The following is a 14475-nucleotide window of genomic DNA, read 5'->3' as shown; positions in this document are numbered from 1 at the left end:
TCAGAGGATGTGTGATGAATTCCACCGTTCAATCGCCTGATGTGCTGGATGGGTTGCTGGGCCTCGCGCCCGGTACTCATTTGCATCAGGTTCGCCACGCTCGTGACAAAGTACTGGCCGCTACTCAGGGCAGTCATGAGCAGTTTTTCGATCCGCAGCTTGCAGACAATCTGTCGTTGAGCGAGCGGCTGCTGGTGGCGTATTTCGCCACCAGGCTGACCCCCAATCAGTTATTGGCGGATTACTATCTTGAGCAATTACAGGCGCTGGATGTCGCCCCGGCGATGATTGCCGCGCTTGAAACCGGTTCGCTTGATCGGCTTGAAGACGCACGCCTGCAAGCTATTCTCGGTTTTACCCGGACCTTGATCGAGCGCCCGGTGGAAGGTGATCAGCAAGCGTTGCAAGTCTTGCAGCAGGCCGGATTGTCCACGGCAGAAATCGTCGTGCTGGCGCAGTTGATTGCCTATCTGTCTTATCAGGTCCGGCTGGCTGCCGGCATTGCCGCATTGTCTGCCGCAGGAGCCGCATGATGAGTGAGCCGATCCGCATTAATGGTTTCACCAGCGAAGTGCTGGGCTGGAAGGCCTGGCTGCCGACCATCAAGCTTGAGAACGCGACGCCTGCACAAGTGGCTGTGCTGGAGGAGAGTCATCCTCAGGCCAAGGTCTCCGATTACTACCTGACCCTGGCACACCAGCCAGAAGTCTTGCGCCAGCGATCGGCTGCATTCAACGCGATCATGTACGCTCCTGGCGGCTTGTCACGGGCTGAGCGCGAGCTGGCCAGCACGGTCGTTTCCCGTATCAATCAGTGTGTGTATTGCGCCTCGGTGCATGCCCAGCGTTTTGAGCAACTGGCCAAGCGCAATGACGTGATTGCCGAGATCTTCACGAACCCTGAAACAGCCGGGACTACCGACAGGGAAAAAGTCATCGTGCGTTTTTCCATCGACCTGACCCTTGATCCGGCAGCGCTGGGGGCTCAACACATTCAGCCACTGCGTGCGCAAGGCCTGGATGACGCGCAGATTCTGGACCTGATCCACGCGATTTCGATTTTCGCCTGGGCCAATCGTCTAATGCTCAACCTTGGCGAACCCGTCTACAAAGGTGAGTAGGCGCGGCTTTCCAGCCAATCGAGTGTTTGAATAAAAACCTCGATAAAAATTGTACAAACTCCTGTTCGTCGTATAGCTTTTAAGTCTGAAGGGTCAGCATCCCGGTGTTGTTGTGGTCTTTGACCTTGCACCTGGATGCTGACCCTTTTTTGGTCTGGTTTTGAAGACCCGGACGGGAGGCGTCGAATGGCACGGCTTTGTTTAGTGGTTTTTCTGCTGTTTAGTCAGGTGTTCGGTCAAGTGGCAAGTGCCTCGTGGCAGGAAGCGTTGCCCAATGCTCAGGTCATCGGCGGCGGCGATCTGCGCGTGTTCGGCTTCCGTGTCTATACCGCGCGATTGCTGAGTGTTGGCAAGCCTTTGAAGGCCGATCAGCCGTTTGCGCTGGAGCTGACCTATCACCGGACAATTTCCAGGGATGATCTGGTCGAAGCCAGCATTGTCGAGATCAAGCGCACTTCACCGAAGGCGGTCCCCGAGAAGCAGTTGGTCGGCTGGCGTGAGCAAATGGCCCAGGCGTTTGTCGATGTTGAAGAGGGCATGAAAATCACCGGGGTGTATTTCCCGGGCCGCGAAGCGCGCTTTTACGTCGGTGACAAACTGCAGCACGTTGTACAGGATCCGCAGTTTGCAAAAGCGTTCTTTGATATTTGGCTAAGCCCGAAAACCCGCAACCCCGAGCTGCGTGAGCAACTGATGGGACGCACCGCCAAGTAATTTATTTTGTTGGGAGCAGCCACATGTTGAAGGCCTTGATCATCGCTGCATGTATCGGTTTGACTGCCTGCAGCGGCGTAGACGTGAAGCAATACAGTCAGGAAACCCCCAGGCTGGATCTGCGAGAGTATTTCAACGGACGCGTTGTGGCGCAGGGCATCTTCCAGAAGCGCTCGGGAGAGGTCACCAAGCGCATGGACGTTGTGATTAACGGCCGTAGCGAAGGCGAAGCGCTGATCCTGCACGAGGACTTCACCTACAGCGACGGTAAAAAAGAAACCCGGGTATGGACGCTTCGCCCTGATGGCCCTGGCCGCTGGAAGGGTACGGCTGGTGACGTTGACGGCGAAGCTTTCGGCGAGGTTTCCGGCAATGCCTTCCATTGGCGCTATGTGCTGAACCTGCCTGTGGATGGCACGACCTACAAAGTGCACTTCGATGACTGGATGTGGCTGCTCGACGACAAGACCCTGGCCAATCGCTCGTACATGAGCAAGTTAGGTGTGGAGTTGGGGCAGGTGACGTTTTTCTTTCGTAAGGAATAATTGGGCGAAGACGCAGAGCAGGTAGGAGGCAACTTGTTGGCGAGGAGGTTGACGCGGTAGTTCAGGTCCGACGCCTCGCGAACAAGTTCGCTCCTACCGTGTGGCGTGCGCTGTCGGGTAGGAGGCAACTTGTTGGCGAGAAGGCTTGATGCGGTGATTCAGGTCTAACGCTCGCGAACAAGTTCGCTCCTACCGTGTGGCGTGCGCTGTCGGGTAGGAGGCAACTTGTTGGCGAGGAGGTTGACGCGGTAGTTCAGGTCCGACGCCTCGCGAACAAGTTCGCTCCTACCGTGTGGCGTACGCTGTCTGGTAGGAGGCAACTTGTTGGCGAAGAGGTTGACGCGGTAGTTCAGGTCCGACGCCTCGCTAACAAGTTCGCTCCTACCGAGTAGTGTCGTTCCATGAAGAAAATTGCCGCGTAATTTCATTTGCCTGCCTGAAATTTCTTGAAACCTTCTCTGCCGCTCCATCCCACCCCTCTGTAGTATGGCTACCCCGGCTTTCGACGCCGGGCGCATGACCATGAATTTCCTCACCGGGTGCCCCGCATGACCGATTCTGTTTCAACCTCCAGCAGAGATTTCATTCTGGTGGCCTGCGCGCTGCTTATCGTGATGGTCGGTACGACATTGCCGACGCCGCTGTATGTCTATTACCAACAGCAAATGGGCTTCGGTGAAACCTGGGTGACGCTGATCTTCTCGATCTATGCGGCCGGGGTTATTGCGGCGTTGCTGGCAGTTGGCAGTTGGTCGGATCAGGTAGGCCGTCGTCCCATGTTGTGTGCCGGTCTGGTCATGGGCGCGATCAGCGCAGTGATTTTCCTGTATTGCGACTCCATCGGCGGTCTGTTGATGGGGAGACTGTTTTCCGGGTTTTCCGCCGGGATCATGACCGGCACCGCGACGGTGGCCGTTATCGAACTGGCCCCAAAGTCCTGGAGTAAACGGTCAACGCTTGTCGCGACGGCCGCCAATATGTTTGGCCTTGGGCTGGGGCCTTTGCTCGCGGGGCTGACTTCTCAGCATTTACCGCACCCTCTGCAACTGGTGTTCTGGCTGCATCTGGGTTTTCTGGCTATTGCACTGGTGGGCGTCGTGGTCGCTCGTGAAACGGTCACGCGCCCTGCGGTGCCACGTCTGCGAGTCATGCGTCCCTCCATCCCTGCTGAAGTGCGCGGCCTGTTCATACCGGCGGCCATTGCCGGTCTGGCAGGTTTCAGCGTCGCAGGGCTGTTCACCAGCATGGTCCCGTCGATCATGCGTCAGGTCATGGAGCAGTCCAGCGGTATCGTCATCGGCGCGGTGGTTGGTTCGTTCTTCGCCGCTTCAGTAGTTGGCCAGGCGCTGCTGCAATGGCTGCCGTCCCGCCAGCATATGACCCTGGGCTGTGTCGCATTGATCATCGGCATGCTGACCCTGGGGCTCAGCATTGCCACCGAGCAAATCCTGCTGCTGATCATTGCCGGCATCACGGCAGGCATAGGGCAGGGCATGGTGTTCCGCGCGGGCATGGGGGCTGTGACCGCTGCCAGTCCTGCGCATCAGAAAGCTGCAGTCGCCTCGGCGTTGTTCGTGGTGCTGTATCTCTCCATGTCACTGCCGGTGATTGCCGTTGGCGTCAGCGTGCCGGTCTTTGGCTTGCGCCATGTGGGCGAGTTGTTCAGCGCTATTGTTGCGCTGATCGCTGTGGTCGCGATGTGGAGCATGAAAAGGGCACAGGCTGTGGCGGTCTGACAGGACATGGAAAACAAAAAAAGCCTCGCGATGCGGGGCTTTTTGCTCTGCGCAGTTTGAGTCAAGGCGTGTCAGTTCGTCGTGCGCAGCACAAACCTGCTATCCGCCCGGGTAAAAAAGGACTAACAAGAAGGCCAGGACTTTCACATGCGTGCGGCACGGCCGCCCAAGGACTAGCCATGAGCTTGCTTGATACCCGTCGCCCGCAAATGTTCCCTGTTTTCACTCCCGCCCAGATCGAGCTTGCCCGGCGCTTTGCGAGTGGTCCGGCGCAGCGCTTCGAGCCGGGAGCGACCATGTTCAACGTGGGCGAACGCGGGATTGCCATCTGGCTGGTGCTTGAAGGTACGGTGGACTTGATTCGGCGTGACGGGCTGGGTCGTGAGGCGGTTATCACTCAGGGGGGACCGGGGGAGATCACCGGCGAGTCGGGCCTTTTAGGGGATCGTGCTTCGCTGGTGGAGGGTCGTGCCGGGCTGGACGGCTGTGTGGCGCTGCCTTACGACGTCGCGCACATACGGGCGTTGATCATCGGCTCGGCAGAGTTGGGTGAAATGGTCATGCGTGCGTTCATTTTGCGTCGGGTCGGGATGATCCAGTCTGACCGGGTCGGTTCGATTCTGGTGGGCCATTCCGGAGAGGGGCGGCTGGCCGGATTGCAGGGTTTTCTGACTCGCAATGGTTACCCGAATACGGTGCTCGACATCTCCTCGGAAGATGAAGAAACAAAGCTGCTGATTGCTCGTCTGGGTGTTGCCGAGGCCGACCTGCCGCTGATGATCTGTCCCAACGGCACCGTTCTGAAAAATCCCGATAACGCCGAGGCTGCGGTTTGCCTGGGGATTACCCCGCAGCTGGACCCTGATGTGATCTACGACATCGCTGTCGTGGGGGCCGGGCCTGCGGGATTGGCCACTGCGGTGTATGCGGCGTCTGAAGGTTTGTCGGTGCTGGTGCTGGATCAGCGGGCGTATGGCGGTCAGGCCGGCGCGTCGGCGCGGATTGAAAACTATCTGGGGTTCCCGACCGGGATTTCTGGCCAGGCACTGGCCGGTCGCGCGTTCACCCAGGCGCAGAAGTTCGGTGCGAAGATGGCCATCCCGTTGCAGGTTTCCCATCTCGATTGCACGCTGCCCGACCTGCCGCGTGTCGAACTGACCACGGGCGCAAGTATCCATGCAAAGGCGGTGGTGATTGCATCCGGTGCGCGTTATCGCAAGTTACCCGTGGCCAATATTGATGTGTTCGAGGGCAAGGGCGTTTCGTACTGGGCGTCACCCATAGAAGCGAAGATCTGTCAGGGAGCGGAAGTTGCTCTGGTGGGCGCGGGAAACTCCGCAGGGCAGGCAGTGGCGTTTCTGGCTCCGCAGGTCAAGCGTTTGCACCTGGTGGTGCGCGGCGCAGGGCTGGAAGCGTCGATGTCTCAGTACCTGATCGAGCGCATTGCTTCGTTACCCAACGTAGTGATCCATACCCGTACTGAAATCGTTGAGCTACAAGGTGATGAGGTCAGCGGCTTGCAAAGCGCTGTATTCCAGAATCGCGACACATTGCAACGCGACACGCGCCCATTGCGGCATCTGTTTCTGTTCATTGGCGCCGATCCCAATACCGACTGGTTGCGTGATTGCGTGGATACCGACGCTAAAGGCTTTGTCATCACTGGCCGCTCGGTGTGCAGTGTCGCGGTGGACGACTGGATTCCTTTGCCCCTGGAGACCAACCGCAAGGGTGTCTTTGCCATCGGCGATGTGCGGGCGCAGTCGACCAAGCGGGTGGCTGCAGCAGTAGGCGAGGGTGCGGCAGTGGTCGCGCAGATATTTGAGGCAATGAAGCGGGTGTGACGCTCGGTCACTCCTCCAAGAAGACTGATTCAATCATTGGATTCGCATGATGTTCGGCATTTGCTACAAATAGGGCGAGAGGCACATATCTTGCTCTGCTAACAATAAAACTATTGATAGCTAGCAAAAATAGAGAGCCTTTGATCATGATCGCTACCTCCACTCGCGCCGTCATCTGCACACCTCATGCCGAAGCCAGTGCCGCCGGCCTGCGTATTCTCGACGCAGGAGGTACGGCCATCGATGCGATGCTGGCCGCCAGCGCCATGCTTGCGGCGGTTTTTCCGCACATGACCGGGTTAGGCGGCGATGCCCTGTGGATGATCCATGACAGCAAGGTACGCACCATCGTGGGGATTGGTCACGCCGGTCAGCGCTTGCCTGAGGGTGGAAAAATCACCATTCGCGGACCTGCTTCGGTTGCTAGCACCGCGGGTGCGTTGGCCAGTTGGCAGACTGCAGCGAATATCAGTCGTCTTGAGTGGGGCTCCAGGCTGGGTTGGCGGGACTTGCTGGAAGACGCCGCTGTGATGGCCGATCGTGGTGCGCCGGTGTCCCAGTCGCAATTGTTCTGGCAGACGATGCGTCAGCCGCTGATCGAGCAATTGCCTGACCTGCATCGGCTGTGCAAGACCGACGGGCGCTGGCTGGGCGAGGGCGACACGCTGCGTCAGCCCGAGCTGGCCAATACGTTGCGGCATCTGGCCAGGCACGGTGTTGAGGATTTCTATCGTGGCGAGTTGGCCGAGGCATTCGGTGCGGCGTTTGATCGCCTTGGTTGTGGCCTGACCGCAGCCGATCTGGCGGCTACTCGTGCGCTTGAAATCGCGCCGATTTCGGTGCGTTATCGTCAGGGTCGACTCTACAACGTGGCGCCGCCGTGTCAGGGTCTCTATACCTTGCAGGCAATGGCCGCGCTGCAACACAAGTCATTGGCGCAAGTCGATAACGGAAGCGCGCAGTATTACCACTACCTGGTGGAAGCCATTAAGCAGGGGTTGCTGCGGCGTAATGCGCAGCTGTGCGATCCGCTGAGGTCAGCGTGGGATTTCGCTGCCAGCCTGGAGGATGAGCAAATCAAGGCCTATGCCGATGCCATCGACGATCAGCGAGCTGCGCCCTGGAATGAACCGGGTCGACCTGCCGATACTGTCTGGATGGCGGCCACCGATGCACAAGGTCGGACGGCGTGCCTGATCCAGAGCCTGTTTCACGATTTCGGCTCGGGCTGCATCCTGGGTGATACCGGCGTGCTGTGGCAGAACCGTGCTGCGGGTTTCAATGCCGATCCTGCTCACGTTAATGGCTGGGCTCCCGGCAAGCGGCCTGCGCACACCTTGAATCCGTCCTGCTATCTGGCCGATGACGGCCGCCGCTGGTTCTTCGGCACCCAGGGTGGCGATGGCCAGCCACAGACGCAGATGGTGCTGGCTACGCAACTGGTGGACTATCAGCAGCCGATCGATGTAGCGCTGGAAACCCCGCGCTTTTTGCTGGGCCGCAGTTTCTTCGACAGCACCGACAACCTCAAACTTGAAGCTGACATGAGCGCCGCGACCCTCGAAGGGCTGGCTGCCATGGGGCATGAGGTGGAAATCATTCCCGCACGCAGCCCCATGACCGGGCATGCTGGAATCATCGCCATCGATGCCGACGAGCGTCGCAGCGCCATGCATGATCCTCGCGGCGAAGGTCTCGCACTGGGGCAACCGAACTGATCGAAAAAGCCTTTGTACAGGGGGTTTGCCGGTGCCGGACGGCTGGCGGATAATGCCGCCGATTGTCCGCTGTGCGCAGTTCGTTTGCGCGGCGGCACCTGGCTTTACGAAAAATAGAGGAAAGAATGGGCTTGAGCACTGTCACTGCCAAACAGCTTGAGGTTCAGCGCATCGCCGATGCGTTGTTCAAGGCTATCGCCCAACATCGTTTGCCGCCCGGCACGCGACTGATCGAAGCGCAAATCGTCGAAACCCTGCAAGCCAATCGCAATCATGTGCAGGTGGCCTTGCAGCGCCTGGCAATGCAGAAAGTGGTGACCATCGAGGCCAATCGCGGGGCTATGGTTGCGCAGCCTACCGCCAAGGAAGCCCGGGATATTTTCAGCGCCCGGCGTGCCATTGAGCGGGCAATCGTCGAAGGCATTACGCCTGCGGTCATGCGCAAACAGCGCCAGCGTATTGCAACGCACATGAACAATGAGCGCAAAGCCACCAGCGATACTGATCGTCGGGCCATCGTGCGTGAGCTGAGCGAGTTTCATTTGATGCTCGGCCAGATCAGTGGCAACACCGTACTCAGTGACATCCTTGCCAATCTGATGGTGCGCAGTTCGCTGATTGTCGCGTTGTATCAGCGTAATGACGTGCCGTCCTGTGCGTCGGACGAGCATCAGGAGATCATTACGGCACTGGAGAACGGCAACAACGAACGTGCCGTTGCGGTCATGCTTGAACATCTGGATGAGCTGGAAGCGCAGCTTGCCCTTGAAGAAAGCGCGCCGGAAGAGTTCAACTTGCGGCAGGCGTTGAGTGATTGAGAGGGCCGCAGCCCATCAGTCCTGCGGGACTTCACAGAGTCAGTGGGAGCAGAGCTTGCTCGCGATAAGAACGACGTGATCTGCAGTGAACCGCGTCCAGCCTTATCGCGAGCAAGCTCTGCTCCCACAGGGACAATGCACTAGGTTTCCACAGTGCTTAATCATCTGGCCCCAACAGCTTCCCAACCGGGCGGTTGAAGGTTCGTCTCCCTGCCTTGAAGCCCATCAACGGCGCGCTGATCTCGGCGACTACTGCAGCAGGTGAGGGCGCGTCGAAGACGATGAAGTCGGCGCGGCAACCGGGCAGCAGGCCGTAGTCGGGCAAGCGCAGCATTCGCGCAGACTCGCTGGATACCCACGCCAGGCATTGCAGTAATTGCGCCACCGTCCCCATCTGACTGACGTTGGCGAACAGGTTGGCCTGCCGGATCAGCGACGCATCGCCATAGGGCGTAAACGGGTTGCCGATGTTGTTGGTCGACACCGAGCAGGTTACGCCGCAGGCATGCAAGTGCTCCAGCGGCGCGAGCCCGCGAGGCTTGTTGTGGAATGACTCGCGGCCCATCAGAAACAGATCGGTAGACGGCAGGCAGGTCACCTGTACACCGACTTTCGCCAGATGAAGGCCCAGCACGGTCATTTGCTCTTTGGGTAACGTCGACAGCTTGGTCACATGGCCGATTGTCACGCGTCCCGACCAGCCATGCAGTTGCGTGCAGCGCGCCACCTCCATGACCGTCATGCCTTCCGGGTTCAGGTCGAAGTCCAGATGCAGGTCCAGGTCACAATCGTATTTCACGGCCAGTTCGAAGAGGCGCTGTATCTGTCCGTTCGGATCGCTGTCCATGTAAGGGCAGCCACCCAGAACTGTTGCGCCGTTTTCCAGCGCCTGACATAGCAGTGCTTCGGTGCCCGGATTGTTCAGCAAGCCTTCCTGGGGGAACACGCAGATTTCCAGACTGATCGCCCAGGCATAATCCGCCTGCAAGCGGCGAATGGCATTGAAACCAGTCAGGCCGATCTGCGGGTCAAGCTCCACATGGGTACGCATGTGCGTTGTGCCCTGAAGAATGGCTTTATCCAGCACCAGCGCGCCGCGGCGATAGACATCTGCTTCGGTGAATTCAGCTTTGGCCGCGCGGGTCTGCGCCACCGCCTCCGCGAGAGTGCCTTCATGCAGATGACAACGCTGCATGATGCAGGCCTTGTCCAGATGGATGTGGGTCTCGATCAGCCCCGGCAACAGTAATCGGCCCTCAAGATCCAGAGTCTGCCGGTCGACTGCCGCCTCGCTGAAGCGCTCGACGAAATAGCCGTCTTCCACGTACAGCACGCTTTGCGCGCCGCCGTCGCCGAGTCGGGCATTGATGATTTTCAGGGCGGTCATACGCTCATTCCTGGAATGCTGTTGGTGTTTTCGCTACTGGCGCTTTCACCCAGATAAGCCGCCGCCAGTTCTTTATCGTCGCGTAACTCGGCGGCACTGGCAGATTTCACAATGCAACCGGTTTCCAGCACGTAGGCGCGGTCAGCGACTTGCAAGGCAAGGTTGGCCATTTGATCCACCAGCAAAATCGTCACGCCTTCGTCGCGAAGCGCTGCCAGCGCATCGTAAAGTTCGCCGATCATGGCGGGCGAGAGGCCTAGCGACGGTTCATCCAGCAACAGGATTTTCGGTTTGGCCATCAAGCCACGACCTACCGCGACCATCTGTTGCTCGCCACCTGAGAGCATGCCCGCCGGGTTATCGATACGGTCGCGAAGGCGCGGAAAGCGCTTGAGGATCGCCTCGATTTCAGCTTCGGCATCAAAGGCTTCGCGTCGCGAGTAACTGCCCAGTAACAGGTTGTCGCGCACGCTCAGGTACGGGAACACCTGACGGCCTTCCGGTACCAATGCCAGACCTTTGCCTGCGATGGTGCTGGCGCTGGCCTGGTCGATGCTTTCGTTGTCCAGCAGGATGCTGCCATCGGTTGCGCGATGCAGGCCGGCCAGGCATTGCAGGATGCTGGATTTGCCCGCCCCATTGGCACCCAGAATCGCCACCAGCTCGCCGGGATTAACCAGTAAATTGACTTTGTTGACCACTGCTGCGGCGCCGTAGTCGATGACCAGATCCTTGACGTAAAGCCGCGCATCGCGACTTCCATCCCAGGCTTGATCGCGTGGCGTTGCCTGATAATCGGTGCCGCCCAGATACGCGGCGATCACCTGCTGGTTCTGGCGAATTTCGGCAGGAGGCCCCGACGCGATGGGCTTGCCCGCATCCAGCACCAGCAAGTGCTCAGACACTGACATCACCAGCGACATGTCGTGCTCGACGAGGATTACCGTCAGGCCGAAGTCCGCCAGCTTGCGCAGCAGCACCGCCAGGTCGTCAGTATCGCGGCGGCTCAGGCCGGCAGCTGGTTCATCCAGTAGCAATACCGCAGGCGCGGTGGCCAGCGCCCGTGCGATTTCCACCAGGCGACGGTCAACGTGGGGCAGGTCTTCGGCGGCGATATTCACTTCCCCGCGGTAACCCACCAGTGCCAACAGGTCCAGCGCGATGCTGCGTTGCCCGGAGGTCGACAGGTTGAAAGGCAAGCCGAGGCGACCTTTCTGCATCGCCACCAAGAGGTTATCCAGCACCGACATCTCGCCGAATAACAGGGTGGTCTGATAGGTTCGGGCGATACCGGCACGGGCGCTTTTCCACGCAGGCAGGCCAGCCAATGACTGTTGCAGTTCTATCTGACCGCTGTCCGGGGCATAGAACCCGCTGATCATGTTCAGCACCGTGGTTTTGCCCGCGCCATTGGGGCCGATGATGCTGGTGATACTTCCGGCAGGTGCATGCAGGCTGACGTGTTGCGCCGCCTGCACACCGCCGAAGCGAATACCGATATCGGTCACCCGCAAACCGGTGGACGGGCCACGGCTTTGCAGGTGCGCGGCGATACGTTGGGTGTTGATCGTGGTGGGCGGCAACAGGCGGGTTGGCTTGATCCAGCGACGGGCGAGGGCGCCCAGCAAACCGTTCGGCGCGACCCACAGCACCAGCAGCAACAGCACCGAGAAAATCAGCAGGCGGTATTCGGCGAAGTCCGACAGCAACTCCGGCACCAGTACAATCAGTAATGCACCGATCAGCGGCCCGAACAGCATGCCACTGCCGCCGACAATCACCGCCAGCACAAACAGGATCGACTGCGAAAACGGAAAGGACTCCGGGTTGATAAACATCAGCAGGGGCGCAAGCAGACCGCCTGCCAGGCCCGTCAAGGCTGCTGACAGCGCGAACGCCAGGGTTTTGCTCAAGACCGGATTGAAGCCCAGCGAACGCGCGGCAATCTCAGATGCCTTCACGGCACGCATGGCTTTGCCCCAGGTGCTGTGGCTCAAGCGCTGATAGAAGAGCAATGCGCCGATCATCAGCGCACCCGCCAGTAGCGCGAGCAGAATGGCTGGATCAAGACCTGCGAACTCAGGCAGAGGAATACCCATCAGGCCATTCGAACCACCGGTTACGTCACGCCATTCAATGAGGCTGTGATGCACCACGAAAGCGAACGCAATGGTAATCATCGCCAGATAAGGGCCGCTGACCCGCAACGCAGGAATGGCCAGCAATGCGCCGATCAGGCCACAAACAATGCCCGCCAGCGGCAACGCCAGCCATAACGGCCAGCCCGCCATGGTCAGCAGTGCTGATACATAAGCGCCAATGGCGTAAAACGCGATATGGCCAAACGAGATTTGCCCACTCAAACCAATCAGGATATTCAGGCCGACACCGACTACGGCCGCCAGGGCGCAAAGGGTGAAGACCAGCAGGGAATAGCTGTCCAGCGTGAAGGCCATGACGCCGCACGCGACTGCGAGCAAACCGATGAAAACCGGAGCTGCGAGGGTTTTGATGTCTTTCATACTTTCACCAGAGCCTTGCTGCCGAACAGACCGTTGGGACGAATCGCCAAGGCGAGAATGACCAGCGCAAAGGTGAATATCTGGGTAAACGCCGAGCCGAAATACAGCGTGATCAACGCTTCAGCCAGACCGAACAGCAGTCCGGCCGCAAACACGCCCCCGGCACTGGTGATGCCGCCCAGAATCGCCACCGCAAAAGCCTTCAGGCCAAACAACATGCCCATCTCGGCGTTGACGCTGAACAGCGGCGCAATCAACAAGCCCGCCACGGCCGCGAACACGGTGGAAATCGCAAAAGCGATCGCCACCACCCGATTGACGTTGATCCCCATCAGCATCGCCGCACGCGGGTTTTGCACGCAGGCTTCAAGCACCTTGCCCAGCCGCGTGTAGCGCCGGACCAGATACAAGGCCAGGGCAATTGCTGCGCCGACCAGCGGAATCAATAACTGCAGCGCGCCAACGCTGCTGCCAAACAGCTCGACGTTGAGGTTGATCAGGCTGCTCTCGAACTGGCGCGGCTCCTTGCCGAATGTGAACAGCGCCAGATTGTCCACCAGAATGCCGCCTGCCACCGTCGCCATCAGCCAGGCTTGTGACCCCCGGCTGTGGAATGGTCGCACCAGCCAGCGCTCGATCACCAGGCCGTAAAGCGCGCAGAGGATCAGCGTCAGAGGCAAGGCCAGCCATAGCGACCAGCCCCAGTTGATGCAAAAGGTGTAGCCCAGCACCGCGCCGACCATCATGGCGCTGCCTTGGGCAAAGTTGACGGTGCGCGAAACGATGTAGGTCAGGTGAAAACCTAACGCCAGTAGCGCGTACATGCTGCCCAGGCCGAGGCCGGTGATAGTGGCGGCGGTGAACATGGCGACTCCTTTAAGGCTTCAACGGTACGATCTGGTCGTTGACGAAGTGCGTGAACAGATAGTCGTCCGGCCCCAGCGCATCGTGTTTCTGCACGGTGAACGGCTGTTTGTAATGCTTGATCAAACCGTCGTATTCACTGATGGCGTAGAAACCGTCGCGGACCGCTTTGCCGTCGGTACTGCCAGCTTTCTCGATGGCCAGTGCGGCCAGATGCAGCGCGTCGTAGGCGTTGGCGATACCCACGGCAGGCGTAACGTCAGCCAGGGTCTTGATTTGCGGATAAGCGCTTTTCAGCGCGCTCAGCAGGGCATCGCCCCTGGCGCTGTTGTGCTCGGTGAACACGTAGGTCTGAATGAAGTGCACGCGGGAAGCATTCGGCCCGGCCAGCTCACCGAAACGACCGCCCGCCGGACCCCAGTGGGACACCACTGGTACATCCCAGCCCATGCGGTCCAGGGATTTGACGACCTGTGCCGAAGGGCCGACGTTGCCCACCATCAGCAGGGTGTCAGCTCCAGCGTCTTTCAGACGGGTCAGCTGCGGTACGACGTCGAGGTCGCTGTCCTGAATGCGTTCAACCCCGGCGTTGGCCATGCCGCGTTTTTCCAGCGCACGTTTGAATCCGGCTTCGTTGGACTCGCCCCACGGGTTGTTGATCAGGATCATGCCCGGCTTTTTCATGCCGTTATCGACGCCGTATTTCACAAGCGCTTCGTCCACCAGTTCGTCGACTGCCGAAACCCGGAACACGTAGTTATCAGCAGCGCCGTTCTCGGTGATTTTGGTACCCGCTGCCCAGATGCCCATGAACGGCACTTTCATCTGATTGGCCAGCGGCACAATGGCCAGAGACACCGGTGTATCCAGGCCGCCAAACAACACGGTGACCTTTTCCCGCTGGACCAGTTCGCGAGCGGCCAGCATGCCTTTGGACGGGTTGCTTTCGTCGTCGCGGCGCACCAGCTCCAGTTGACGTCCGAGTACGCCGCCCTTGGCGTTGACTTCATTGATGGCCATGGTCAGGCCGCGGGTCAGGGCTTCGCCGGATTTGGCTGACTGCCCTGACAGGGCTGCCACCAGTCCGACTTTGATCGGCGGCTCAGCGGCTTGCGCGCCACCGAACATAGCCATGTTGAGCGTGACTGCCGCAGCCACGGGAAACAGCAGACGTTGCAGGTTTGGAAGCCGGATGGCCATAGTGTGT

General features: G+C 59.4%; 12 protein-coding genes. 8 read left to right on the top strand and 4 right to left on the bottom strand.

What is annotated here, in order from left to right; translation table 11 throughout:
* Nucleotides 1-14 precede the first annotated feature (14 nt).
* The 8 genes from ACYASS_RS02070 to ACYASS_RS02035 all read left to right on the top strand — a co-directional run bounded on the left by ACYASS_RS02070 (nt 15) and on the right by ACYASS_RS02035 (nt 8495).
* Nucleotides 15-533 carry a CMD domain-containing protein gene (locus ACYASS_RS02070; RefSeq protein WP_463584860.1) on the top strand — a complete coding sequence of 173 codons (519 nt, stop codon included), beginning with the start codon at nt 15-17 and terminating at the stop codon, nt 531-533.
* The gene (locus tag ACYASS_RS02065) at nt 533-1120 is read left to right on the top strand and encodes a peroxidase-related enzyme (protein ID WP_463584859.1); all 588 of its coding nucleotides are present in this window, start codon (nt 533-535) and stop codon (nt 1118-1120) included. The genes ACYASS_RS02070 and ACYASS_RS02065 overlap by 1 nt, the downstream gene beginning before the upstream one ends.
* 186 nt (nt 1121-1306) lie before the next feature.
* Nucleotides 1307-1834 (top strand): chalcone isomerase family protein, encoded by a 528-nt coding sequence (locus ACYASS_RS02060; RefSeq protein ID WP_463584858.1) that lies wholly within the window; start codon nt 1307-1309, stop codon nt 1832-1834.
* 23 nt (nt 1835-1857) lie between these two features.
* The gene (locus ACYASS_RS02055; RefSeq protein ID WP_463584857.1) at nt 1858-2379 is read left to right on the top strand and encodes a DUF3833 domain-containing protein; all 522 of its coding nucleotides are present in this window, start codon (nt 1858-1860) and stop codon (nt 2377-2379) included.
* A 548-nt stretch (nt 2380-2927) separates the two neighbouring features.
* Nucleotides 2928-4115 carry an MFS transporter gene (locus ACYASS_RS02050; protein WP_463584856.1) on the top strand — a complete coding sequence of 396 codons (1188 nt, stop codon included), beginning with the start codon at nt 2928-2930 and terminating at the stop codon, nt 4113-4115.
* Between the two features lie 179 nt (nt 4116-4294).
* Nucleotides 4295-5959, top strand: coding sequence for an FAD-dependent oxidoreductase (locus tag ACYASS_RS02045; protein WP_463584855.1), 1665 nt, complete (start codon nt 4295-4297; stop codon nt 5957-5959).
* Between the two features lie 146 nt (nt 5960-6105).
* Nucleotides 6106-7677, top strand: a complete 1572-nt coding sequence (locus tag ACYASS_RS02040; protein ID WP_463584854.1) for a gamma-glutamyltransferase family protein — start codon at nt 6106-6108, stop codon at nt 7675-7677.
* 125 nt (nt 7678-7802) lie between these two features.
* Complete coding sequence (locus tag ACYASS_RS02035) at nt 7803-8495, top strand: GntR family transcriptional regulator (protein ID WP_243247421.1); 693 nt, start codon at nt 7803-7805, stop codon at nt 8493-8495.
* Between the two features lie 157 nt (nt 8496-8652).
* Here ACYASS_RS02035 and ACYASS_RS02030 read toward each other — a convergent pair whose 3' ends face one another.
* From ACYASS_RS02030 to ACYASS_RS02015, 4 genes are all read right to left on the bottom strand, one after another.
* Nucleotides 8653-9882, bottom strand: a complete 1230-nt coding sequence (locus ACYASS_RS02030) for an amidohydrolase family protein (RefSeq protein ID WP_463584853.1) — start codon at nt 9880-9882, stop codon at nt 8653-8655.
* On the bottom strand, nt 9879-12338 hold the full coding sequence (locus ACYASS_RS02025) for a branched-chain amino acid ABC transporter ATP-binding protein/permease (protein ID WP_463584897.1): 2460 nt from the start codon (nt 12336-12338) through the stop codon (nt 9879-9881). Before ACYASS_RS02025 ends, ACYASS_RS02030 begins: the two co-directional genes overlap by 4 nt.
* A 62-nt stretch (nt 12339-12400) precedes the next feature.
* Nucleotides 12401-13270, bottom strand: a complete 870-nt coding sequence (locus ACYASS_RS02020) for a branched-chain amino acid ABC transporter permease (protein WP_463584852.1) — start codon at nt 13268-13270, stop codon at nt 12401-12403.
* A gap of 10 nt (nt 13271-13280) precedes the next feature.
* Nucleotides 13281-14468, bottom strand: coding sequence for an ABC transporter substrate-binding protein (locus ACYASS_RS02015; RefSeq protein WP_463584851.1), 1188 nt, complete (start codon nt 14466-14468; stop codon nt 13281-13283).
* Between the last annotated feature and the right edge of the window lie 7 nt (nt 14469-14475).

The sequence above is a fragment of the Pseudomonas sp. HP_14 genome (assembly GCF_055283875.1).
The sequence above is the reverse complement of the archived record's forward strand: the minus strand, read 5'-3'. Positions and strand labels throughout refer to the sequence as shown.